Source organism: Thiobacillus denitrificans DSM 12475 (genome assembly GCF_000376425.1).
In the GTDB taxonomy this organism is placed as follows: domain Bacteria; phylum Pseudomonadota; class Gammaproteobacteria; order Burkholderiales; family Thiobacillaceae; genus Thiobacillus; species Thiobacillus denitrificans.
In genome coordinates, this window is record NZ_AQWL01000003.1 from 373544 (window position 1) to 395179 (window position 21636).

The following is a 21636-nucleotide window of genomic DNA, read 5'->3' on the forward strand; positions in this document are numbered from 1 at the left end:
AGCCGCTGCTGGCCGCAGACACCCCCGGCCAGATTATGTCCCGGACGCTTCCGTCAGGCCGCGAAATACATCGTTGAAAGACGCCTCTCGATTGCGAACAAAACAGGCCACTTCCGCAACGGCGCAGACGGATAATTCCTCGCCCATCATCATCCAGCCCCGCGGGGGCCAGCCTCCGGTTCCGGAAAGGGTCATGAGAATATCGCTGCCATGGTGCATGATGCGGCCATTCGCGCAACACAACTCGGCCGCCAGTTGCAGGTCGACCTGTTCCAGCTGGCCTGCGGCCTCTGCGAGCGTCCCGTCATCATAGAAACGCAGCGCGGCAACGACACCCCTGAGCGCTGACAGGCTCTCCAAATCTGACATGATGCCATTCTCCTTTTACGGGCGCCGGGCTCAGACGGCGGCATTGAAGCGCCGGTAAGCCGCGTCGTAATCGAAATCCTTGCCGTGCGCCAGAACCGCATTGCCATTCATGCCCATCACAACGTGATCCAGGGTCACGAAGGCGAAACCGCGCTCGGGCAGAAAACCCTGCTGGCCCGTCAATTTCGTCCATCCCGTGGCCTGCATCCGGTAAATCGCCATGTTGGCGGCACACATCTGCGCAACAAGCTCTGCCAAATCACGCCCCAGATCGCCACGCATTTGGCCCAGCTCGCCCGTGCAGGAAAATTCGATCGCGCCGTACACTCCCGGCAAAGACATCAACTCATCCAATGTCGGCATTTGGCTCTCCTTTTCCACCCGGTTTGACGGGTTCAGTACCCGCCGATTCCGTCATCGCCTTGACCAGCTGATTGAACGAGGCCTGCCTTCCCTGCACGACGCACAGGCTGTCGTGAATCGTGACGATGGACATTTCAGGCCCCCACGTCACCCAGCCATAGCAGCCATCCCATCCCGATTGGTCGGCCAGACGCCCCAACAGGCGGCCCTGCATTTCCATGGTCAACGTAATGGCTGCACACAGGCCTGCCATTTCTTCGGCTTCGACCTGGGTCAACTTCCCCTCGAACTCTTCCAGGAAACCCTTTCTGGAAAAGAGGCCGGCGGCCACAGTACCGGGCAGTTTCATCAGCTCGGATGTTCTCGACATGACCCCTCCGCAAAATATCCAGACCTGAAAACGAGTATAGGCAGTGATAAATATTTTTCCCCTACGACTCGCGGCCATGACCTTCTCGGAGGCCGGAAACGATGGTCCATTTCGCTGAAATTCCGGGTGCCGGGTAGAATCGTTTCGACAGCAGCGCCCATCAGCCAACTTCTCCTCGCACCGCAACCATGAGCCATCCGACCGTCTATCACATTCCCGCCTGTCCTTTTTGCCAGCGGCTGGACATCCTGCTGACGCTGAAAGGCCGTCGGGACGAAATCGACTTCCAGGTGATCGACATCACCCGCCCGCGCCCTGACTGGCTGCTGCAAAAGACCCGTGGCACGACGGCGCTACCGGTGCTGGAGACCGCCGACGGACACATCATCAAGGAAAGTCTGGTGATTCTTCAGTACCTTGAGGATATTTATCCGGAACGTCCGGTTGCCCAGCGCGATCCTTACCGGCGCGCGGTGGAGAACATGCTGACGCGGATGGATGGCGAATTCTTCTCCCTCGGCTACGGCTGGCTGATGAATCAGGATTCCGCGCGCCGCGAAGTTCTCCGCGAAGGCATGCTGAAGCAGTATGCGCAGCTGGACGATTTTCTGCGGGAACATGCACCCGTCGGCCCGTTTCTGTTCGGGGAGTTCGGCTGGGCGGAAACCGTGTTCACGCCGTTCTTCCAGCGTTTCTGGCTTCTCGAGTACTACGAAAACTTTGAACTGCCCGGCGATGACCGGTACGCGCGCGTGCGCAAGTGGATTGATGCCTGTGTTGCGCATCCGGCCGCGCAACAGGTTGCCCGGGAAGAAGTGGTCAAGCTTTACTACGACTACGCCAAGGGCGCTGGCAACGGCGCGCTGCTTCCTGGCCGCAAACAGTCGTCCTTTGCGTTCGAACCTGACTGGCGCGGCCGTCCATGGCCACCGAAGGACAAGTACCGGCACAGCGCAAGCGACCTTGAATTGGGCTTGTGACCCGATACCCCGATCCGGTGTGTCCGCGCAAGTACGGCGCATCCCCTGTTGCGCTTGCCCGGCAAGCCGGTATGCCGACGCGTGCTCAAAACGCCGCGGACCCGGGCGAATTCATCACAGATTTGCGTTCACCCGTCATTTCCGAGGAGGATTCCTCACGGCTGCATCCTGGGCGGAATCATTGGGTTGATCGATCGGCACAGCCAGGCCCGCCGGGTACTTGCGCCCGTCGATGGCGGTGAACGTCTCATCCCTGCCCAGACTTCCATACACCAGCCAAGGCGCGCCAATATCGGCTACCGGCCCCTCAACGAGACGGATGTAGTGAGTGGGAAGCTTCATGCCCCTCGCCTTTCTTGATTGGTATTAATCCATTGCGCCGCCGCCTGAAGGCGGCGCGGTTCCGCTTCGCTTGCGCCAGGCCATGCCGGCGCAATGTTTCTTGTGCGCTTCAGCGCACCGAGCGATACACCTGTGCTCTTTCCGTCTTGCTCAGGACCAGCTGCCAGAGCTGCCCCTGGCGAGAACGGAAGAAGCCCGCACAGCTCATCAGGTAGTATTTCCACATGCGGTAAAAACGTTCGCCGTATTTTTCCTGCAGGCCGGGCCAGGCCTGGTCGAAGTTGTTCCACCAGGCCATCAGGGTGCGGTCGTAGTCCGGGCCGAAGTTATGCCAGTCCTCGATCAGGAAGCGCTGTTCCAGGACCGACGTAATCTCCCTGGCCGAGGGCAGCTTGCCGTTCGGGAAGATGTATTTGTCGATCCACGCGTCGGTCTTGGGCGAGGTGACGGCGTTGCCGATGGTATGCAGCAGGAACAGGCCGTCATCCGTGAGCGTGCTATGGACCATATCGAAATAGGTGGCGTAATTTTTCGGGCCGACGTGTTCGAACATGCCGACCGAAACGACCTTGTCGAATTTCTTGGTGAGGTCCCGGTAGTCCATCAGCTCGATTGACACCGGCAGGCCTGCGCAACGCTTGCGAGCCAGTTTCTGCTGTTCTTTCGAGACGGTGATGCCGACCACCTCGACGCCGTAGTGCTGCGCGGCGAAATGCGCCAGTCCGCCCCATCCGCAGCCGATTTCGAGCAGGCGTTCGCCGGGCTGCAATTCCAGCTTGCGGCAGATCATGTCGAGTTTTTTCTGCTGTGCGTCCGCCAGCCCTGTTGCGTTATGCCAATAGCCGCAGGAATAGCTCATGCTGGGGTCGAGCATGGCCTCGAACACGTCGTTGCCGATGTCGTAGTGTTGCTCTCCCACCTGGAAGGCGCGCTGGCTGGATTGGAGATTGAACAGGCTGTGGCGCAGGATTTCACCCAGCAGGCGCAGCCGCGACCAGTTGTCGATTTTTTCTTCGGCATTGCTGCTCAACAGGCGGTGAAAGAGCTGGTCCAGACGGTCGCATTCCCACATTCCGTCCATATAGGCTTCGCCGAAACCGAGCGAACCTTTCGTCAGGACAAGCCGATAGACATCGTCATCGAATACCTGGATATCCCATGGGGCATTGCCGTTGATCGAAATTCCCGCCTCGGCCGTGAGCTCGCGAAGAATCGCGGGTGAGCCCTGTGAAACCAGGGTGTTTCCCTTCGGCTCAAGGGCCAGGGTGTCTTCTTTTTGCATCGATGGGCTCCCTTTTTTCTAACAAGCGTGAAGGCGCCAGAGTAGATAGTCGGGAATTATTCGACAAACGATATTTTTATATCATACATATCGAATATATCGATATGTTTATATTTGGATTGCCGATGGATGGCCGTGGATACACCGCAATCGGTCCCTATTTCAGACCAGGCTGGCCCTGTCCGCAGCACAATCTGTCACGGATTGCGTGCACGCGCAGCAGGCAGCATGCATGGCAACGGCGCCTGCACCTGGGAAACAGGGCCGGACAGAAAACCGGCAAGCCCTGGGATTGACCCGGATTATTGCTGTGCCGCCAAACGCACGCTGACGGCTGACCGAATTTTTAGTCGAACGCGTATTTCGTTCCCACCGCATGCCAATGCACCGCCTCCCCCTCCAGCGCGCGCCGGGTAAGCGGCCGGCGTTCCAGCCAGCCTGCGGGCAGGCCCAGACGGATATGTGTGTTGCCGGCTTCGACGGTCACAGCGGACAGATTCGGGTCGGCGCGGCTGCGGCAAAGAATGACGGCTTGGCGCAGCAGCCACACGAGCAGGCGGTCGTTGTCTGACACCGCCGCGGCGGCGAATTCCGGCAGCTTGGCCAGCGCGCCGCGCTGGGCGCGCGCCAGCAGCGCCAGGCGCGCCTGCTCGGTGCGCGAGAAGCCGGGCATGTCGGCGTTTTCCAGGATGTAGCCGGAATGGCGATGGTAGCTGCCGTGCGACACCATGAGTCCGATTTCGTGCAGCCGCGCGGCCCAGTCGAGAAAGCGTACGTCGTTTTCATCGCTGCTGCCGCTGGCTGCCAGCAGTTTCAGCGCCACCTGCTTGACGCGCTCGGCCTGCCGGGTGTCGATGTGGTAGCGGCGCATGAATTCGTCCACCGTCACCCCGCGCATGTCGTGCTGGTGGAAGCGGCCCAGCAGGTCGTACAGAATGCCTTCGCGCATGGCGGTGTCGGCGACGTCCATCCGCTCGATTTCCAGTTCCGCAAAAATGCCCGCCATGATGGCAAAGCCGCCGGCGATCACCGGACGGCGGTCGCGCGTCAGTCCGGGCAGATCGAGCGCGTCGACATGCCCGGCCTTGATGAATTGGCTGCGCAGCCGGGCGAGGCCGTCGGCGGTGATGCCGCATGCCGACCAGCCGCTCTGCTCGATGATTTCGCGCAGCGCACGCGCGCTTCCGCTGGAGCCCACCGCCTGCTGCCAGTTGCCCCGGGAAAACTGCCGGGCGATGCGCTCGACCTCGACGCGCGCGCTCATCTCGGCGGCTTTCAGCGCGGCCTTGTCGATGACACCGCCAGCAAAAAAACGCAGTGAGAAATTGACGCAGCCCATGTGCAGGCTTTCGCGCTCGTGCGGCTTCAGGCCATGGCCGATGATGACTTCGGTGGAGCCGCCGCCGATATCGACCACCAGCCGCCGATCGGGCGAGGCCGGCAGCGAATGCGCGACGCCGAGATAGATCAGCCGCGCTTCCTCGCGTCCGGCGACGATCTCGATCGGATGGCCGAGCGCTGCTTCGGCCTGCGGAAGAAACACGTCGGCATTCCTAGCGACGCGCAGGGCCGAGGTGCCGACGCAGCGCACCGCGCCGGGCGACAGTCCGCGCAGGCGCTCGCCGAAACGCTGCAGGCAGGCCAGCGCGCGCGCCTGCGTCGCTTCGTCGAGCAGCTTGTCCTTGCTGAGGCCGCCGGCCAGGCGCACGGTTTCCTTCAGTGAATCGAGCGGATACAGCTGGTCGCCGACCACCCGCGCCACTTCCAGGCGGAACGAGTTGGAGCCGAGATCGACCGCGGCGAGCGTGTCGTAGGTTTTCATGCCACTGCGCCAAAAAAGAGATAGGCCATGCCAATGGCGGCGAGGATGCCGGCGACGTCGGCGATCAGCCCGCAAGCGACCGCGTGGCGCACGCGACGGATACCGACCGCGCCGAAATACACTGCCAGCACGTAGAAGGTGGTCTCGGTGCTGCCCTGCACGATGGAGGCGAGCCGGCCGGCGAACGAATCCGCACCGTGAACCTGCATGGTGTCGATCATCATGGCACGCGCGCCGCTGCCGGAGAAGGGCTTCATCAGCGCGGTGGGCAGCGCGTCGACCCAGCGCGCATCGAATCCCAGCGCCAGCACCGCGCCGCGTATCCCGCCCATCAACAGATCGAGCGCGCCGCTGGCACGGAACACGGCAATGGCCACCAGCATCGCGACAAGATACGGAATGATTGTGACCGCCGTGTGAAAGCCCTCCCTGGCGCCCTCGATGAAGGCCTCGTAAGCGTTGACGCGGCGGCGCACCGCCATCAGCAGAAAGGTGGCGATGATGCCGAACAGCAGCACGTTGCTCAGTATCGACGACTGCCGCGTCATTGCCGCGGCGTCGAGGCTGCCGAAATACGTGACCATGCCGCCGACCAGCGCAGTGGCGCCGCCGAGATACGCGAGCGTAACGCGGTTCCACAGGTGGAGCTTCTGGAACAGGCCGGTGACGAAGAGGCCGATCAGGGTGCCGAGATAGGTGGTGATGAGGAGCGGCACGAAGACGTCGGTGGGATCGGCGGCACCGAGTTGCGCGCGGTAAGTGAAGATCGTCACCGGCAACAGGGTGACCGACGCGGTGTTGATCACCAGGAACAGGATCTGCGCATCGCTCGCGGTGTCGCTGGAAGGGTTGAGCTTCTGCAGCTCCTGCATCGCCTTGATGCCCAGAGGGGTGGCCGCATTGTCCAGCCCCAGCATGTTGGCGCCCATGTTCATGGTCATCGCGCCGAGCGCGGGATGGTTGGGCGGCACCTCGGGAAACAGCCGCCTGAACAGCGGTGCCAGGCCGCGCGTCAGTAACTCGAGCATGCCAGCGCGTTCGCCGATTTTCATCACGCCCAGCCACAGCGCCATCACCCCGGTGAGGCCGAGTGCGATTTCAAACGCGGTCTTACTGCTGTCGAACAGTGCCTTCACCAGCGCGGCGAAGATCTCGGCGTCGCCGAGAAAAACCAGTTTGAAAGACGCAATCAGAAAGGCGGCGAGAAAAAAGCCGACCCATAACGCATTGAGCATGGAGCCTTACGCCATCCAGCCTGCAATCACGATCAGCAGCCCCGCCGCCAGCCAGATCACCAGTCCGCGCCAGATCATGCTGACCGCGCTGTCGATGTAGTCGGCGTCGGGCACCTGGCCGGTGCCGAGTTCGGGCCGCCATACGGTGTCGTCCCCCACGCTGAGGCTCTGCCCCAGCCGCACGCCCATGGCACCGGCGCCGGCGGCGAGCACCACGCCCTCTTCCGGTTCCGGCCAGGCGGCCGCCTGGGTGCGCCAGCAATAGGTGGCGTCCTCGAAATTGCCGGCGATGGCGTAGGTCAGCGCGGTCAGTCGTGCGGGCAGCCAATTGATGACATGAAAGGCACGCTGCGCGTACGCGCCGAAGCGTCCCTGGGTCGCGATCCAGCGCCGCGCCAGAATCGAGGCGGCACGGAACAGCACCGCGCCGGCCGGGCCCAGCGGCACCAGCAGCACGAACCAGAACAGTACGCCGAACATCTGGCGGTGGCTCTCCGCCGTGATCTGCTCGATGGTGACCCGGGCCACTTCGTCGGCGCTGAAATGGCTGGCATCGCCGCCGCGCCAGACGTCGAGGCGCGCGCGCGCGCCCTCGAGATCGCCTGCGCGCAACAGGCGCGCAATCTGCTCGGCATTGTCGCTGTAGTACTTGAACCCGAGGGTGAAATACAGCACGGCCACATTCCATACCCAGCCAAGGAACGGGCTGATGCCGCTGAGCGCGATGAAAACCAGCCACACCGCGACCAGCAGCGGCAGCACCGCCAGCATCCAGGCGATGGCGCCGTGGCTGTACGCGCCTGCATTGAAGCGGCGCTCCAGCCACTGGGTGAAGCGGGAATAGTGCCGATAGTGCGGCAACGGCTGTCGCAACGGACGCAGGTGTTCGAGAATGACGGCGGCGAGGACGGAGAAGAAAACCATCAGCGATTCATTTCCAGGGTAAAGGTGCCGATCCGGTTTGCCTGCCCTGCCGGGCGATACAGCTCGACCGTCGGCATGGCGATGGCCCGTCCGTGCGGCGCCAGCGTGTCGGACAGCGCCTGGTAGGCCTTGGACGGCGCCAGCAGGACCGCCGCCTGCACCCGGGCCGCATAGACCGGGCGACGTTCGATACGGCCTTCCTGCAGTCCTTCCGGGATCGGTGCGGCGTCAGCCAGGGTATAGCCCAGTTGTGCGCGCACCTTGCCGTTGGCGGCGCGCGGATCGGTGAGGATCACGCTGATGGTGTCGCCCGCCGCCACCTTGGCAACGGTGAATTTGTCCAGCGCCGTACGCTGCGACTTGCGCATGTCGCTGATCGGGCCTTCGTAGTCCAGATACGCGTAGCGATAAGGCCCGGCGTCGGTTTCCGTCACGCTGACGGCGTTGAACCCGCCCCACCACCAGAATACCGCCAGCAACGGCAATACGAACGCCAGCACAAACGCCGGCCACTGTTTTTTGAGCACGCACGACCCCCTTCTTCCAGCGGACGAAGATACCACAGCCACGCCGGCGCTTCGCTGCCGCGATGCGGCGGCGAGCCGGGAACTTCAAGTTTGCGGGGAGAGTGGCCGTAAAACCGGTATTTACATGATCGATCCGCGTTCAGGCCTGCCGCTTCCCTAAGGCACGGCGCCGCACAGCCGGCCCCAGGCAGGCATGCCGGACGCCCCACTGCACACCCCGGTAAATCCACCGACTGCCTCTTATGTACATTCCCGAAGCTTTTGACCTCCATCCACAGCCGATGTGGATTTACGACCTGGAAACCCTGCGGTTTCTGGCGGTGAACGATGCAGCGGCGGCGTACTACGGCCATTCACGCGCCGACCTGCTTGGCCTGACAACCCGCGACCTCTGCCCGGCCGCAGCCTCCCACGCGAACCCTGAACCGGACGGGCTGACGCCGCGGCGCCATCTCATTTCGCAGCCGTTGACGTTTCAGGGCCGGGCCGCCGAGATGGTGCTCGCGCTTGACGCCGGCACACTGGGGCGTACCGCGATGCTCGCGGATTTCCGCGAAATCATGCTGAAGATCGGCGGGCAGAGCACCGGCGGGCCCGCCGGCGAACGCGATCAGGCCCAATGGCAGCCTGCCCTGCTGGAAGCCGGCATTGCGCATCTGAACGACATCATCCTCATTGCCAAGGCCGGACCCATGGACGATCCAGGCCTGCGCACCGCGTTTGTCAACGATGCGTTTGAACGCGTCACCGGTTATCGGCGCGAGGATGTGCTGGGGAGATCGCCCCGTTTCCTGCAGGGCCCACTCACCGACCGCGCCGAGCTGGAGCGCATCCGCCAGGCACTGGAAAAATGGCAGCCGCTGCGCAGCGAACTCGTCATCCACACCCAAAGTGGCGAAGCCATCTGGCTCGAACTCGACATCGCCCCGGTGGCCGACGCCGCCGGCCACTACACCCACTGGGTGGCGGCGGGGCGCGATATCACCGAGCGCAAGCAGGCCCAGCAGGCGCTGCATAAAAGCGAGCAGCGCTTCGAAAGCGTCGCCCGCACCACCACCGACACCATCTGGGACTGGGACCTGGTTTCCGATCGCATCTGGTGGAACGAAGGCATGAAAAGCGTGTTTGGCTACACGCCCGCCGACCTGCCGGCGGACAGTCTCGCCTGGGCGCGCCGCATCCACCCGGATGACCGTGAACGCGTGGCGCAGAGCATCCATCGGGCGATCGATTCAGGCGGGGAAAGCTGGTCCGCCGAATACCGTTTCCAGCATCGGGACGGCCGCTATGCCTATGTGCTGGATCGCGGCTCGGTGATTCGTGACAACAGCGGACGGGCGATCCGCATGATCGGTGGGATGGCCGATCTCACCACCCGCAAGGAAGCCGAACTGGAGCTCGCTCGCCTCAACCGCGCGCTGCAGGTACGCAGCGCCTGCAATGAAACGCTGATTCGCGCCACCGACGAAAGCGAGCTGCTGCACGATATCTGCCGCATTGCCGTCGACGTGGGGGGCTACCGCATGGCCTGGGTGGGGTTTGCGCAGGGCGATGCCGCGCAATCGGTGCGCCCCATGGCGCATGCCGGCGATGGCGCAAGCTATCTGCACGACATCCAGATCAGCTGGTCCGCAGACAGGGCAACCGGACGCGGCCCGGCGGGTCAGGCCTTGCGCAGCCGGAAGGTCGTGATCATCGAAGACCTGACACACGATTCCGACTTCCAGCCGTGGCTCGATGCCGCATTGCGCCATGGCTATCGCAGCCTGGTGGTGCTGCCGCTGCACGATGCGCAGCGTACCTACGGGATTTTCGCCTTGTTCGCGCCCGAAGTGGCCCACATCGGCGCCGACGAAATGCGCCTGCTGCAGGAATTGACCGACGATCTGGCTTTCGGCATCGACATGCTGCGCAGCCGCCGTGAACAGGACCGGATTCAGGCCGCCGTGATCAAAATCGCCGCTGGCGTCTCCGCCAGCACCGGCACGGCGTTTTTCGAAGATCTGGTGATCAACATGGCCGATGCGCTGGGGGCCGCCGCTGGATTCATCGCCCGTTTCCAGCCCGGCACGCTGCATTCGGCACGTACCAAGGCGGCGGTCGTCGATGGCCGGCTGATTCCCAATTTCGAATACCCGTTGGCCGGCACGCCCTGCGAAGCGTTGACGGATGCTGTCAATCACGTCATCCCCTCTGGGCTGCATGAGCACTACCCCGGCGCCCCCTCGATCGGCCTGCTGGCGGCGCAGGCCTATGTCGGGCATCGCCTTGACGATTCGGCCGGCCAGCCGATCGGGCAGCTGTTCGTGCTGTTCAGCCATCCCTTGCAGGACACGGCCTTCATCACCTCGACGCTACAGATTTTCGCCACCCGGGTAGCCTCGGAACTCGCGCGCCAGAGCGCCGATGCCCATATCCGCCAGCAGGCCTCGCTACTGGACAAGGCACAGGACGCCATCATGGTGTGTGGCCTCGACGGCCTCGTCCGCTACTGGAACAAGGGCGCCGAACGCTTGTATGGCTGGACGCGCGACGAAATCATCGGCCGCTCGATCGAACCCCTTCTGTACGGCGATCCGGCGGTTTCCCGCGAAAACACTCGCAAAGCGGTGGACCAGGGCGAATGGAGCGGGGAGATCGCCCAGCGGCAAAAAGACGGCAATGCACTCATCGTCGAGGCCTATTGGACCCTGCTGCGCGACGAGCATCGGCTGCCCGACGCCATCCTGGCAATCAATACCAATATCACCGAACGCAAGGTCGCCGAGCGCAAAATCCAGCATCTGGCGTTTTACGACCACCTGACCGGCCTGCCCAACCGCCAGCTGCTGCGCGACCGCCTGCAGCATGCGCTGGCGGTCGAGTCGGACTGCAAGATGGTGGGGGCACTGCTGTTCATCGACGTCGACAACTTCAAGACCCTGAACGACACGCTGGGCCACGCCATCGGCGATCTGCTGCTGCAGCAGATCGCCCAGCGCCTGCAGCACTGCCTGCGCCAGGGCGACACCCTGGCGCGGCTGGGCGGCGACGAGTTCGTGATCGTGCTGGAAAATCTGGCCGCCACGCCGCACCAGGCGATGGCGCTTGCCACCCAGATCGGTGAAGACATCCTGGTCGGCTTCAAATCGCCCTTCCAGCTGGCCGGCTACGTGCATCACTGCACCTCGAGCATCGGCATCTCGCTGCTGAACGATCATGCTGTATCTCTCGACGAACTGCTGCAGCGCGCCGATCTCGCCATGTATCAGGCCAAAGCCCACGGCCGCAACACCCTGCGTTTTTTCGACCCGGCCATGCAGGCGCTGGTCGCTGCCCGGGCCGAACTGGAGGCCGATTTGCGCGAGGCCCTGCAACGACAGGCGTTCGAACTGCATTATCAGGCTCAGGTCGACAGCCTGGGGCGCATCTGCGGCGCCGAAGCCCTGTTGCGCTGGCAGCATTCCGCGCGCGGCTGGATGCCCCCCGCATCGTTCATTCCCCTGGCCGAAGAAACCGGCCTGATCCTGCCGCTCGGACTCTGGGTACTGGAAACCGCCTGCGCGCAGTTGACGGCCTGGGCGGCCCTGCCCTACATGGCGGACCTCGGCATCGCGGTGAATGTCAGCGCGCGGCAGTTCCGCCAGCCGGATTTCGTCGCCCAGATCCTTCAGGTGCTCGACCGCAGCGGCGCCGATCCGCGCCGGCTCAAACTCGAGCTGACCGAAAGCCTGCTGGTGGACAACATGGACGAAACCATCGTCAAGATGAGTGCGTTGAAGGCGCGCGGCATCGGCTTCTCGCTCGACGACTTTGGCACCGGCTATTCCTCGCTTGCCTACCTGAAGCGGCTGCCGCTGGACGAGATCAAGATCGACCAGTCGTTTGTACGCGACGTGCTGACCGACCCCAACGATGCCTCCATCGCGCGCAGCATCGTCGCCCTGGGGCAAAGCCTGAATCTGGCCGTGGTGGCCGAGGGCGTGGAAACCGATGCGCAATATGCCTTCCTGGCCGAGCACCACTGCCACACCTATCAGGGCTACCTGTTCAGCAAGCCGCAGCCCGCAGGAATCTTCGAAGCCTGGGTGCTGAAGCAGCGCTGCTGACGCGGCTGCCGGGCCGACCCGGATGCTTATAATGCAGCTCACTGTCGGGAGCCTGCCATGATCCTTCGCCTGTTTGCCCTGCTGTCGCTGATCCTGCTACCTGCCGCTCACGCGGCCCCGCCCGTCGACATGATGGAGGCGACCGTACCGATGAAAGCGGTGCGTCTGGGTGCTCACAGCTACTTCGTGCAGGGCCTGCCCGGCGCGGCGTCCAGCGAAAACCAGGGCTTCATGTCAAACGCCGGATTCGTCGTCACGCGCGCCGGCGTGGTCGTGTTCGACGCGCTGGCTTCGCCGCCGCTGGCCGAGAAACTCGTCGGCCTGATCCGCAAGGTCACCCGGCAGCCGATCAAGCGGGTGATCGTCAGCCACTACCACGCCGACCACTTCTACGGCCTGCAAGTATTCAAGGCGCTGGGCGCCGAAATCTGGGCGCACCGCGCCGCTGAAGGCGCCACCCGCAGCGAAGGCGCCGCGGCGCGCCTTGCCCAGCGCAGGGAAGTCCTATTCCCGTGGGTGGACGAGCATACCCGGCTGCTGGAGGCCGATCGTTTCCTGGAAGGCGACACCGATTTCGAGATGGGCGGGCTGCACTTCGCCCTGCGCCATGTCGGCCCGGCCCACTCCAGCGAGGACATGGCGATGCTGGTCCGGGAAGACCGCGTGCTCTATGCCGGCGACCTGGTGTTTCGCGGCCGCGTGCCGTTTGTCGGCGACGCCGACAGCCGCGCCTGGATCGCCGCACTGGACAAACTCATTGCCCTGAAACCTCGCATCCTGATACCCGGTCACGGCGCACCCTCGCGCGACCCGCGCAGCGACCTCGTTTTCACCCGCGACTATCTGCAGTTTCTGCGCGCCCGGATGGGGCAGGCCGCACGCGACCTCGTTCCTTTCGATGAAGCCTACGAGCAAACCGACTGGTCGAAATACCGCTCCATGCCGGCTTTCGACGAAGCCAACCGCGTCAATGCCTACAACCAGTATTTGCGGCTGGAGCAGGAAGGCGCCGGAAAATAGGCGGCCCGGCCGGAAAAAGCCCGGCTTGCACAGGAAGCCGCTTGCAGGAGAAGCACGCGAGCGTACCGCGTCCTGATCGTGGAGGACTCTAGGACAGCCAGCCACCTGATCCGGCGCACGCTGGCGGAAAACCGGATCGTCTCCGACGATCGTCAACGATCCGCGCCAGACGCTGAGCATGCTCAAGCAGCTCAATCCGGATCTGATCCTGATGGACATGTACATGCCGAACTGCACCGGCGTCGAAGTCGCACGCATCATTCGCCAGCACGACGAATTCCTCAGCACGCCCATCGTCTACCTGTCCGGCGAGACCAATGTCGCGCTGCAGGTCGACGCCATGCGGCTGGGCGGCGACCATTTCCTCACCAAGCCGTTCAACCCGGTGTTTCTCAACGCCATCGTCAAAAGCAAGATCGAGCGTTACCGCGCGCTGCGCCGCACCATGTACCACGACAGCCTGACCGGCCTGCTCAACCATTCCAGCGGCAAGCACATGCTCGACATGCTGCTGTCGGGGGTGGCGCACGAAGGCGGCTTCCTGTCGGTGGTGATGATGAACATCGACCATTTCAAGCAGGTCAACGACACCTACGGCCATCCGGTCGGCGACCAGGTCATCCGCAGCCTGTCGTGGCTGCTCAAGCAGCACCTGCGCAAGCATGACATCCTTTGCCGTTACGGCGGCGAGGAATTCCTGATCGGTCTGCCGCACACCGATGCCGAACAGGCTTTCGCCGTCATGGACCGCATTCGCCAGGACTTCGCGCAAATCCGCCATCCGTATCGCGACACCCATTTTCTCGCCAGCGGCGGCATCGCCACCTACCCGTTGCATCAAACCGGCGACGCACTGATCAAGGCGGCGGACGAAGCGCTCTACCAGGCCAAGCACGACGGCCGCAACCGCATCCACGCCGACGAGAACTAGGGCTGGTGTTCAGCCCAGGATCAATTTCAGGCCGATCAATAGCGTCACGATTTCAAACGCCCGCTTGATCCACAGATTGCCTTTCTTGATCGCCAGGTGGCTGCCCAGATAGCCGCCGATGAGCGAGCCCGCCAGCAGCGCCGGCATCCAGTCCCACGCCACGGTGCCGATCGCGCCCAGCACCAGCGCGCCGGTTCCGTTCCATATCAGGCCGCAGAGGATCAGCGTGTAGGCCACCGCACGGGTGTAGTCGAGCCCGAAATAACGAATCAGCCAGATCGTGAGAAACAGCCCGGTGCCGCTGGTGATCGAGCCATTGAGGAAGCCGACGACGAAGAGTCCGACCATGCCGCCGGCCAGCGCCGCGCCCTGCCGGTGCCTGGGCGTGTGCTCCAGCCCGAGCCGGGGCTTGAATACCGAATACAGCCCCAGTCCGAGCGTCAGCAAACCCAGCGACAGCGTGGCAATGCGCTCGGGGACATGCAGGATCGTCGCCGCGCCGAGCACTACGCCGGGCAGGCCGGCGCCAAGGATGATCAGCGAGAAGCGGCGCTCGAGATGCGACTCCTTGAGATGCCTGAGCGTGGCGCCCAGGCCGAGCGCCACGCTGGCGACCTTGTGGGTGGCAAGCGCAATACCGAACGGCAGCCCAAGGAAAATCAGCATGGGGAACTGGATCAGCCCCGCTCCGCCGCCCGACAAGGCCGAAAAGAAATTGGCCGCCAGCGAGGCGACGAACAGAATCAGCTGGTCGAGCACGCCAGGTGTGTTGACACGGTCTAGGAAGTCACGCCGATTTCGGCCGGCAACCTGGCGTAGACCAGTTTCAATTCCGCTGCGGCGACGGCCTCCAGCAGCCGGTCGGCCTGCGCCGCCTCGACGAAGAATTCCACCACCACCGGCAGCTCGCCCGCGAGCTCGAAAAAACCCGCGTCGCGGCGCCCATGGCGGCCGAACCCGGCCAGCGCACGAAATGCCGAGCCACCGCCAATGCCCTGTGCTTTCGCGGTATCGAGCAGCCATTCGTAAGTCAGCTTGCCGCGGTGGCGGCTGGCTTCGGAGACAAACACCTGCAGACAGACCGTGTTCATTTGAAAAGCCTCAGCGAATAAAACCCCAGCCCGGTGGCGAGGAAGGAGCCCACCATGTGGGCCAGCGCGATCGAACCGCCGCTGAGCCACAGGCCACGCATCAGCGCAGTGACGACTTCGGCGGAAAACGTGGAAAACGTGGTCAGCCCGCCGAGCAGGCCGGTGATGAGGAACAGCCGCGCTTCCGGCGGCACGCCGGGGTGCTCCGCAAACCAGGCGATGACCAGGCCGATGCAGTAGCCGCCGATCAGGTTGGCGGCCAGCGTGCCGAGCGGCATCGCGGGAAACACGGGGTTGAGCCACAGCCCCAGCCCCCAGCGCAACCACGCGCCGATGGCCGCGCCCAGGCCGATGGCGAGGAAGGCGGTCATGGCTGGAACGCGGCGGGGGGAGTCATGCGCGCATTCTAGCCGACGGCCCCCGGAGTCAAGCGTTTACATCGCGTCCTTGATGATCTCGGTGAGCAGCGTCTCGACTTCGCCGAGCGCCTTTTTCAGCGCGGGGTTTTTCGTTGCGGCCGGCTTGCGGTAGGCCATATAGACCGCCTTGTCGCCGGGGATCGTGTACACCGCCACGCTGTAGGGGCACATCATGATCGCGTGCGGATCGGCTTCCATCATCCTGCGCGAAATCGTGGCGCTGCAGAATTCGAACTGCTCGGCGTCCCCGTACACCTGCCGGGTCGCGCCGATATCCTTGCCGGTACGCTCCAGCATCGCGGCAATCTTGTTGGTGTTGGTGATTTTCAGGCCCTTGCCCTCGATCGCCATCTGCAGCGAATCGCGCACATCCTGAAACGTCCCCTGGGTCTTGAACAGCACGGTGTAGCTTTCCGCCGCCAGCGCGGAAAGCGGCAGGCAGAGCATCGCGCACACGGCAAGCATTCTTTTCATGATCATCTCCTTCGATTAAGAACCTTATTTTTAGGCGCCCGCAGCGGGATAACAATGGTCGTTTGTTACGCCGCCCCTTTGTTAAACTGGAACCCATGAATTCCATACTCAAGGCCGATGGCCGCTTCTGGCTGACCTTGGACGGCAGAAACTTCCTCGGACGCGGACGCGTCGAACTGCTGCAGCGCATTCGCGAAACCGGGTCCATTTCCAAGGCTGCCAAGGCAATGAAAATGAGTTACAAGGCCGCGTGGGACGCCGTCGATGCGATGAACTCCGCCTGGGGCGGTCCCATAGTCGAAAGCGGGCCTGCGGGAAGCCGCCTGACCGGGGATGCCGAACGGCTGATTGCCGCGTTTCAGGAGGCCGAAGCGCAGCATGCGGCATTCATGGCGAAACTGGTGGAGAGCCTGCCGCAGCATATGCCATGAGCAAATTGCATCCTTCATATGCCCGCCAGCCGGCTTATCCCTGTGCTCGGGCCGGATTGGGGCCGGTTTTATAAAATTCCAGCGGCACGCTGCGTTTGGCGATGGCCGGCTTCAGTTTCCCGACGACGTGCATTTCGCACGCCTTGCAGTCAAAGCGCAGGGTGAGTTTTTCGCTGCCGTTGATCAGCGTCAGCGGGGCGGCGCGCAGCGTGCCCTGCACGCCGGTGACGCCCTTGGCCTGCTTCGGGCACAGGGAGAGCGAATAGCGCACGCAGTGCCTGGTGATCATCAGCGAGACGTCGCCGGTTTCCTCGTGGCTCTCATAGGCGGCGGCGATGACCTGGACGCCGTGTTTCGCGTAAAAATCGCGCGCCTTGTGGTTGTAGACGTTGGCCAGATAGCTCAGCGTGTCCTCCGGGTAGATCGCCGGCGGCTCGACTGCCTGCGCGCGCGGGGGGCGCCGGTATGCCGCGGTACGCGCGGCTTGCAGCGCGGCGACGGCATCGCGGCGCAGGGCATTGAGGCAGGACGCGGGGATGAACCAGGGCTGCGTCAGTTCCAGCGCGATACCCATCGGAGCAAAGTGTGTAGCGCCAAGCTTGCCGAGATGCTCGCGCAAGCCGGACTCGGCCTTGGCCGCGTCCCTGGCGGGCTCCTTGGCATGCGCTGCTTCTTCCGTGACGCTGTGGCCGTCTTCGTCGGTCAGCGTCAGCGCGAAGCCGGCTGCGGTTTCCTCCAGCCGCAGCCACACCCCGATGCGGCGCTCGCTGGAAGGCCGGTCGAGCAGGCGCATCCAGTTCATGTCGCGGTTGCGGTTGACCGGCGTGCCGGCGCGCAAATCCTTGAAGCTTGTCAGCGGGTCCTTCGGGAACACCCGCCATGCGCCCTCGCCCACCTTTTCGGCGCGGTTGATCGCCAGCCCGGCAAGATCCTTCTGCAAAGTGTAGTAGCACAGGCCGTCGCCGTTGTTGAGCACGGTGGCGGGCGAATCGGTGTCGATCTCGACCCATTTGTCGCCGACCTTCTTCACATGCCCGATCGGCAGGCCGGGGTTCTTCGGCGTGTCGAACGCGCCGATGTCGTCGCGGCGGCCGCCGACGAAGTAGTCGGTGAACTCGCGGTTGAAGTTCTGCTCGGGGTCGGGAGTGAAGGCGAACGTGGTGCGGCCGCTCGATGCGCGCGCGAATTCCGGGCGGCGCTCGATGATCTGGTCGAGCAGCGTGCGGTAATGGGCGGTGATGTTCTTCACATAGCCCATGTCCTTGTAGCGCCCTTCGATCTTGAAGCTGCGGATGCCGGCGTCGATCAGTGCCTCCAGGTTGCCGCTCTGGTTGTTGTCCTTCATCGACAGCACGTGTTTGTCGTGCGCGACGATGCGCCCGTCCAGGTCGGTGACCTGGTACGGCAGGCGGCAGGCCTGCGAACAGTCGCCGCGGTTGGCGCTGCGCCCGGTGTGGGCGTGGCTGATGTAGCACTGGCCGCTGTAGGCGACGCACAGCGCGCCGTGGACGAAAAACTCCAGGGTGGTTTCCGGTCGCGTGGCAGCGCGGATGGCGGCGATCTGTTTCAGATCGAGTTCGCGCGCCAACACGATTTGCGAAAGCCCGACGTCCTGCAGGAAGCAGGCCTTCTGCGGCGTGCGGATGTCGGTCTGGGTACTGGCGTGCAGCTGGATCGGCGGCAGGTCGAGTTCCAGCAGGCCCATGTCCTGGATGATGAGCGCGTCGACGCCGGCGTCGTAGAGTTGCCGGATCTGCCGGCGCGCCGGTTCGAGTTCGTTGTCGGCGAGGATGGTGTTGAGGGTGACGAACACGCGCGCGTTGAAGCGGTGCGCGTGGTCGAGCAGTCGCGCGATATCGGCTATTTCGTTGGAGGCCGCGGCGCGCGCGCCGAACGACGGGCCGCCGATGTATACCGCATCGGCGCCGTGGTCGACGGCCGCGATGCCGATGTCGGCATCGCGCGCGGGCGCTAGCAGTTCGAGTTGATGGGATTCCACGAGGCGGTGTTCCGGACGGCCAAACCGGCATTTTACCGGAGGCCGCCCCGCCCGTCTTATTGCGCGGCCGGTTGCTCTTTGACCGCTTCGATCGCCAGGGTCAGCGTCACTTCGTCGCTCACGTAAGGCGCATTCTTGCCCATGTTGAAGTCGGTGCGCTTGATCTGGGTGGTCGCGTTGGCGCCGCAGGCTTCCACTTTCAACATCGGATGCGGCTGGCACTTGAAGTGGGTGATGTCGAGCGTCACCTGTTTCGTCACCCCCTTGATCGTCAGGTCGCCCACCAGGCTCACCGGCTGGTCACCCCTGAACGCCATCTTGTCCGACTTGAACGTGATCGTCGGATACTTGGCGGTGTCGAAAAAGTCGGCGTCCTGGAGGTGTTCGTCGAACAGCTTATAGCCGGTGTTGACCGAGGTGGCGTCGATGGTCACGATGGCCGAGCCGGCTTTCGCGGCGCGATCGAGCACCACCTTGCCGCTGGTCTTGTCGAATTTGTGGGTCTGGTTGGAGAAGCCAAGGTGGTTGTAGCTGAAATGCGGGTAGGTGTGGCTATTGTCGATGACGAAGGTTTCGGGCGCGGCCTGGGCGGCCGTAGCGAAGGCGACAAGTGCAGCGAGGGTGGCAAGACGTTTCATGCAAGACTCCTTGAGAAGAATGAACAACGGGTTAGTTGCCGGTGGCGGCAATGCGGAATTTCACCTTGACTTCGTTGGCGACGGTGGCGACGTCTGCCCACATACCTTCGCCGATGCCAAAGTCCAGACGTTTGAGAACGAACGTACCGTCGAACGTGGCGGCCGCCTTGCCTGGCACGAACGTCACTGGCACGGCCAGCTCGCGGCTTCTGCCCTTGAGCGTGAGGGTGCCGCGCATCTCGTAGCGGTTGTTGCCCAGCGGACGGATCTGGCTGGAGACGAACTGTGCCTTCGGATACGCGCTGCGGTTGAACCACAGCTTGCCGGCGGATTCGTCGTCGGCCTCGGACGAACCGGCATCGATACTGGCCAGGTCGATCTCGATCTTCGCGCTGGCGGCTTCGGGCCTGGCCGGATCGAAAGCCATTTGCACCGCGAAGCGCTTGAAGCCGCCCTGCACCGGCACGCCCATCTGGCGGAATTCGAAGCCGATGCTGCTCTGCTTCGGCAAGATCGTATGGTATTCCACCGCATGCGCCGCCGGCACGACGAGCGCTGCAAGCAGCGTGAACAAGGCTGGATTCGTCCAGATGCGTTTCATGTGCACTCCTGTTTATTCCAGCCCATGCGCTGCAGGAAAGGCCGGCGTTCGATGAAATGGTGCTGCAGGGTCGCGCCCACGTGCATGATGACCAGGGCCAGCAACGTGAAGTTCAGGGCTTGGTGCACCCCGGCGAGCAGGTCGCCCAGCTCGCGATTCTTTTCGACCAGATCGGGTAGCGGCAGCACGCCGAACCACACGGTCTGAAAACCTTTGGCCGAACTCATCAACCAGCCCGACAGCGGAATCGCGATCATCAGCACGTACAGCAGGCCATGCACGGCCTGACTTGCACGGCGCTGCCAGACGGCCATGTCGCTCGGCAAGGACGGCGGCGTATGCGTCAGCCGCCACGTCACGCGCAACGCCACCAGCATCAACAGCGTGATGCCGATCCATTTGTGATAGCTGTAGAGCTTGAGCTTGCCGGGCGACAGCGGCAGTTCGTGCATGTACACGCCAAGGGGAAACGCCACGAAAATCAGCAGTGCCACCAGCCAGTGCAGCACGATGGCCGGGGTCGAATAACGCATTCCGACGGTCATGTCGTCTCCTTGCTGAAAACCTGTTTCAGTACGCGCAAGGCGGTTTGTACACGCTTGTGTTCGGCCGTGCTCATTCCGGCAAAACACGCCCCCAGATGCGCCATGTGCGCTGGAAATATCCTGGCGAACAAGGCTTCCCCCGCCGGGGTCAGGCGGATGATCTGGCAGCGGCGGTCGCTGTCGTGCGCAACGCGCTCCACCCAGCCATGATCGACCAGGCGGTCGACCACACCGGTAAGCGTGCCCTTGGTGATGAGGGTTTTTTCGCCGAGCTCGGTGGCGGTCATCCCGGCGGTATTGCCGAGCGTGGCGACGATGTCGAACTGCGGTGGCGTCAGGCCCTGCGCGCGGATGTCCGCGGCGGAATACGCTTCGAATGCCTGATAGCACTGCACCAGGGCTTGCACGGTCGGCATGTATTCGGCTTGCGGCTTCACCTGACACCCATTTAGTTCTAACTAGAACCAAATTTAGTTCTAGTTAGAACTAATGTCAAGCTTTTTTATGGAATCCGATCCCACGCTGCCGGATCGACGCCATGAATGCGGCCGCCCCGCCGCTCATGCTGTATTGCAGTGGCGACCCGGCCTGCATGTGCGACGGACGAATGGCGCACGGCCTACTGCGAGCGCGTGCAGGAATGGATACCGGGGGCTTGAAAGGGCGCCGTCCATGGCGCAGAGGAGATGCGCCGGCCTGCTCGCTGGCTGGCCCGGCGCAGAAAATGAATCAGGGCGTGTTCCAGCGCGCCGCAGCCGCATCGTCGCTAGCGCGGGCATCCACCCAGCGCTCGCCTTCGGGAGTTGCTTCCTTCTTCCAGAACGGCGCCTGCGTTTTCAGATAATCCATGATGAATTCGCAGGCGGCGAAGGCTTCTCCACGGTGCTGGCTGGCCACCGCCACCAGCACGATGGGATCGCCTGGAAGCAGGCGGCCGATGCGGTGGATCACGGTCACGTCGAGCAGCGTCCAGCGCGAATTCGCCTCGTCGACCAGAGCAGCCAGCGCCTTTTCAGTCATGCCCGGGTAGTGCTCCAGCGTCATCGCATGCACGCCGCTACCCTCGTTGCAGTCGCGCGCCAGGCCGATGAAACTGGCGATGGCGCCGATGCCGGTACGGCCGCGGCGCATCGCGTCGACTTCGGCGCCGAGATCGAAGGCCTCGCACTGGATAACAATCTTCAC

Annotated in this window: 24 protein-coding genes; 5 read left to right on the forward strand and 19 right to left on the reverse strand. The window is 63.5% G+C overall.

Going from position 1 to position 21636, the window contains the following annotated elements:
• Window positions 1-33 precede the first annotated feature (33 nt).
• The 3 genes from B059_RS0106490 to B059_RS0106500 are packed head-to-tail and all read right to left on the reverse strand — an operon-like array spanning window position 34 to window position 1180.
• Window positions 34-369 (reverse strand): DUF2173 family protein, encoded by a 336-nt coding sequence (locus B059_RS0106490; RefSeq protein ID WP_018077439.1) that lies wholly within the window; start codon window positions 367-369, stop codon window positions 34-36.
• A 30-nt stretch (window positions 370-399) separates the two neighbouring features.
• Window positions 400-732: a DUF2173 family protein gene (locus tag B059_RS0106495; RefSeq protein WP_038058232.1), complete on the reverse strand. Its 333-nt coding sequence runs from the start codon at window positions 730-732 to the stop codon at window positions 400-402.
• Window positions 716-1180 (reverse strand): DUF2173 family protein, encoded by a 465-nt coding sequence (locus B059_RS0106500; RefSeq protein WP_245538742.1) that lies wholly within the window; start codon window positions 1178-1180, stop codon window positions 716-718. Before B059_RS0106500 ends, B059_RS0106495 begins: the two co-directional genes overlap by 17 nt.
• 110 nt (window positions 1181-1290) lie before the next feature.
• Between B059_RS0106500 and B059_RS0106505 the strand changes: the two genes are divergently transcribed.
• Window positions 1291-2082 (forward strand): glutathione S-transferase family protein, encoded by a 792-nt coding sequence (locus B059_RS0106505; protein WP_018077442.1) that lies wholly within the window; start codon window positions 1291-1293, stop codon window positions 2080-2082.
• Between the two features lie 135 nt (window positions 2083-2217).
• Here B059_RS0106505 and B059_RS0106510 read toward each other — a convergent pair whose 3' ends face one another.
• The 6 genes from B059_RS0106510 to B059_RS0106535 all read right to left on the reverse strand — a co-directional run bounded on the left by B059_RS0106510 (window position 2218) and on the right by B059_RS0106535 (window position 8214).
• Window positions 2218-2424, reverse strand: a complete 207-nt coding sequence (locus B059_RS0106510) for a hypothetical protein (protein ID WP_018077443.1) — start codon at window positions 2422-2424, stop codon at window positions 2218-2220.
• A 109-nt stretch (window positions 2425-2533) separates the two neighbouring features.
• Window positions 2534-3706, reverse strand: coding sequence for a cyclopropane fatty acyl phospholipid synthase (cfa, locus tag B059_RS0106515; protein ID WP_018077444.1), 1173 nt, complete (start codon window positions 3704-3706; stop codon window positions 2534-2536).
• 346 nt (window positions 3707-4052) lie between these two features.
• Complete coding sequence (gene ppx, locus B059_RS0106520) at window positions 4053-5528, reverse strand: exopolyphosphatase (protein ID WP_018077445.1); 1476 nt, start codon at window positions 5526-5528, stop codon at window positions 4053-4055.
• The gene (locus B059_RS0106525; RefSeq protein WP_018077446.1) at window positions 5525-6763 is read right to left on the reverse strand and encodes a nucleoside recognition domain-containing protein; all 1239 of its coding nucleotides are present in this window, start codon (window positions 6761-6763) and stop codon (window positions 5525-5527) included. Before B059_RS0106525 ends, ppx begins: the two co-directional genes overlap by 4 nt.
• A gap of 6 nt (window positions 6764-6769) precedes the next feature.
• Window positions 6770-7687, reverse strand: coding sequence for a CobD/CbiB family protein (locus B059_RS0106530; RefSeq protein WP_018077447.1), 918 nt, complete (start codon window positions 7685-7687; stop codon window positions 6770-6772).
• Window positions 7687-8214, reverse strand: coding sequence for a hypothetical protein (locus tag B059_RS0106535; protein ID WP_018077448.1), 528 nt, complete (start codon window positions 8212-8214; stop codon window positions 7687-7689). The genes B059_RS0106530 and B059_RS0106535 overlap by 1 nt, the downstream gene beginning before the upstream one ends.
• Window positions 8215-8456: 242 nt before the next feature.
• Between B059_RS0106535 and B059_RS0106540 the strand changes: the two genes are divergently transcribed.
• The 3 genes from B059_RS0106540 (at window position 8457) to B059_RS18780 (ending at window position 14253) form a co-directional block, all read left to right on the forward strand.
• Window positions 8457-12302, forward strand: a complete 3846-nt coding sequence (locus B059_RS0106540; protein ID WP_018077449.1) for an EAL domain-containing protein — start codon at window positions 8457-8459, stop codon at window positions 12300-12302.
• A gap of 57 nt (window positions 12303-12359) precedes the next feature.
• Complete coding sequence (locus B059_RS0106545) at window positions 12360-13322, forward strand: MBL fold metallo-hydrolase (RefSeq protein WP_018077450.1); 963 nt, start codon at window positions 12360-12362, stop codon at window positions 13320-13322.
• A gap of 178 nt (window positions 13323-13500) precedes the next feature.
• Window positions 13501-14253: a diguanylate cyclase response regulator gene (locus B059_RS18780; RefSeq protein WP_018077451.1), complete on the forward strand. Its 753-nt coding sequence runs from the start codon at window positions 13501-13503 to the stop codon at window positions 14251-14253.
• A 9-nt stretch (window positions 14254-14262) separates the two neighbouring features.
• Here B059_RS18780 and B059_RS0106555 read toward each other — a convergent pair whose 3' ends face one another.
• From B059_RS0106555 to B059_RS0106570, 4 genes are all read right to left on the reverse strand, one after another.
• Window positions 14263-15012: a sulfite exporter TauE/SafE family protein gene (locus B059_RS0106555; RefSeq protein WP_018077452.1), complete on the reverse strand. Its 750-nt coding sequence runs from the start codon at window positions 15010-15012 to the stop codon at window positions 14263-14265.
• A gap of 20 nt (window positions 15013-15032) precedes the next feature.
• Window positions 15033-15344, reverse strand: coding sequence for a DUF190 domain-containing protein (locus B059_RS0106560; RefSeq protein WP_018077453.1), 312 nt, complete (start codon window positions 15342-15344; stop codon window positions 15033-15035).
• Entirely contained in the window at window positions 15341-15715 is a 375-nt protein-coding gene (gene crcB / locus B059_RS0106565; protein WP_018077454.1) for a fluoride efflux transporter CrcB, read from the reverse strand. The genes B059_RS0106560 and crcB overlap by 4 nt, the downstream gene beginning before the upstream one ends.
• A gap of 63 nt (window positions 15716-15778) precedes the next feature.
• The gene (locus B059_RS0106570; protein ID WP_157273628.1) at window positions 15779-16237 is read right to left on the reverse strand and encodes a DUF302 domain-containing protein; all 459 of its coding nucleotides are present in this window, start codon (window positions 16235-16237) and stop codon (window positions 15779-15781) included.
• Between the two features lie 95 nt (window positions 16238-16332).
• Between B059_RS0106570 and B059_RS0106575 the strand changes: the two genes are divergently transcribed.
• The gene (locus B059_RS0106575) at window positions 16333-16668 is read left to right on the forward strand and encodes a winged helix-turn-helix domain-containing protein (RefSeq protein WP_018077456.1); all 336 of its coding nucleotides are present in this window, start codon (window positions 16333-16335) and stop codon (window positions 16666-16668) included.
• A gap of 34 nt (window positions 16669-16702) precedes the next feature.
• Here B059_RS0106575 and B059_RS0106580 read toward each other — a convergent pair whose 3' ends face one another.
• The 6 genes from B059_RS0106580 to moaE all read right to left on the reverse strand — a co-directional run bounded on the left by B059_RS0106580 (window position 16703) and on the right by moaE (window position 21636).
• A complete protein-coding gene (locus B059_RS0106580) occupies window positions 16703-18667 on the reverse strand; it encodes a peptidase U32 family protein (RefSeq protein WP_018077457.1) in 1965 nt (654 codons plus the stop codon).
• Between the two features lie 56 nt (window positions 18668-18723).
• Entirely contained in the window at window positions 18724-19305 is a 582-nt protein-coding gene (locus B059_RS0106585; RefSeq protein ID WP_018077458.1) for a YceI family protein, read from the reverse strand.
• A gap of 31 nt (window positions 19306-19336) precedes the next feature.
• Window positions 19337-19906 (reverse strand): YceI family protein, encoded by a 570-nt coding sequence (locus B059_RS0106590; protein ID WP_018077459.1) that lies wholly within the window; start codon window positions 19904-19906, stop codon window positions 19337-19339.
• Window positions 19903-20451 carry a cytochrome b gene (locus B059_RS0106595; RefSeq protein WP_018077460.1) on the reverse strand — a complete coding sequence of 183 codons (549 nt, stop codon included), beginning with the start codon at window positions 20449-20451 and terminating at the stop codon, window positions 19903-19905. Before B059_RS0106595 ends, B059_RS0106590 begins: the two co-directional genes overlap by 4 nt.
• A complete protein-coding gene (locus B059_RS0106600) occupies window positions 20448-20888 on the reverse strand; it encodes a MarR family winged helix-turn-helix transcriptional regulator (protein ID WP_018077461.1) in 441 nt (146 codons plus the stop codon). Before B059_RS0106600 ends, B059_RS0106595 begins: the two co-directional genes overlap by 4 nt.
• A gap of 292 nt (window positions 20889-21180) precedes the next feature.
• Window positions 21181-21636, reverse strand: a complete 456-nt coding sequence (gene moaE / locus B059_RS0106605) for a molybdopterin synthase catalytic subunit MoaE (RefSeq protein ID WP_018077462.1) — start codon at window positions 21634-21636, stop codon at window positions 21181-21183.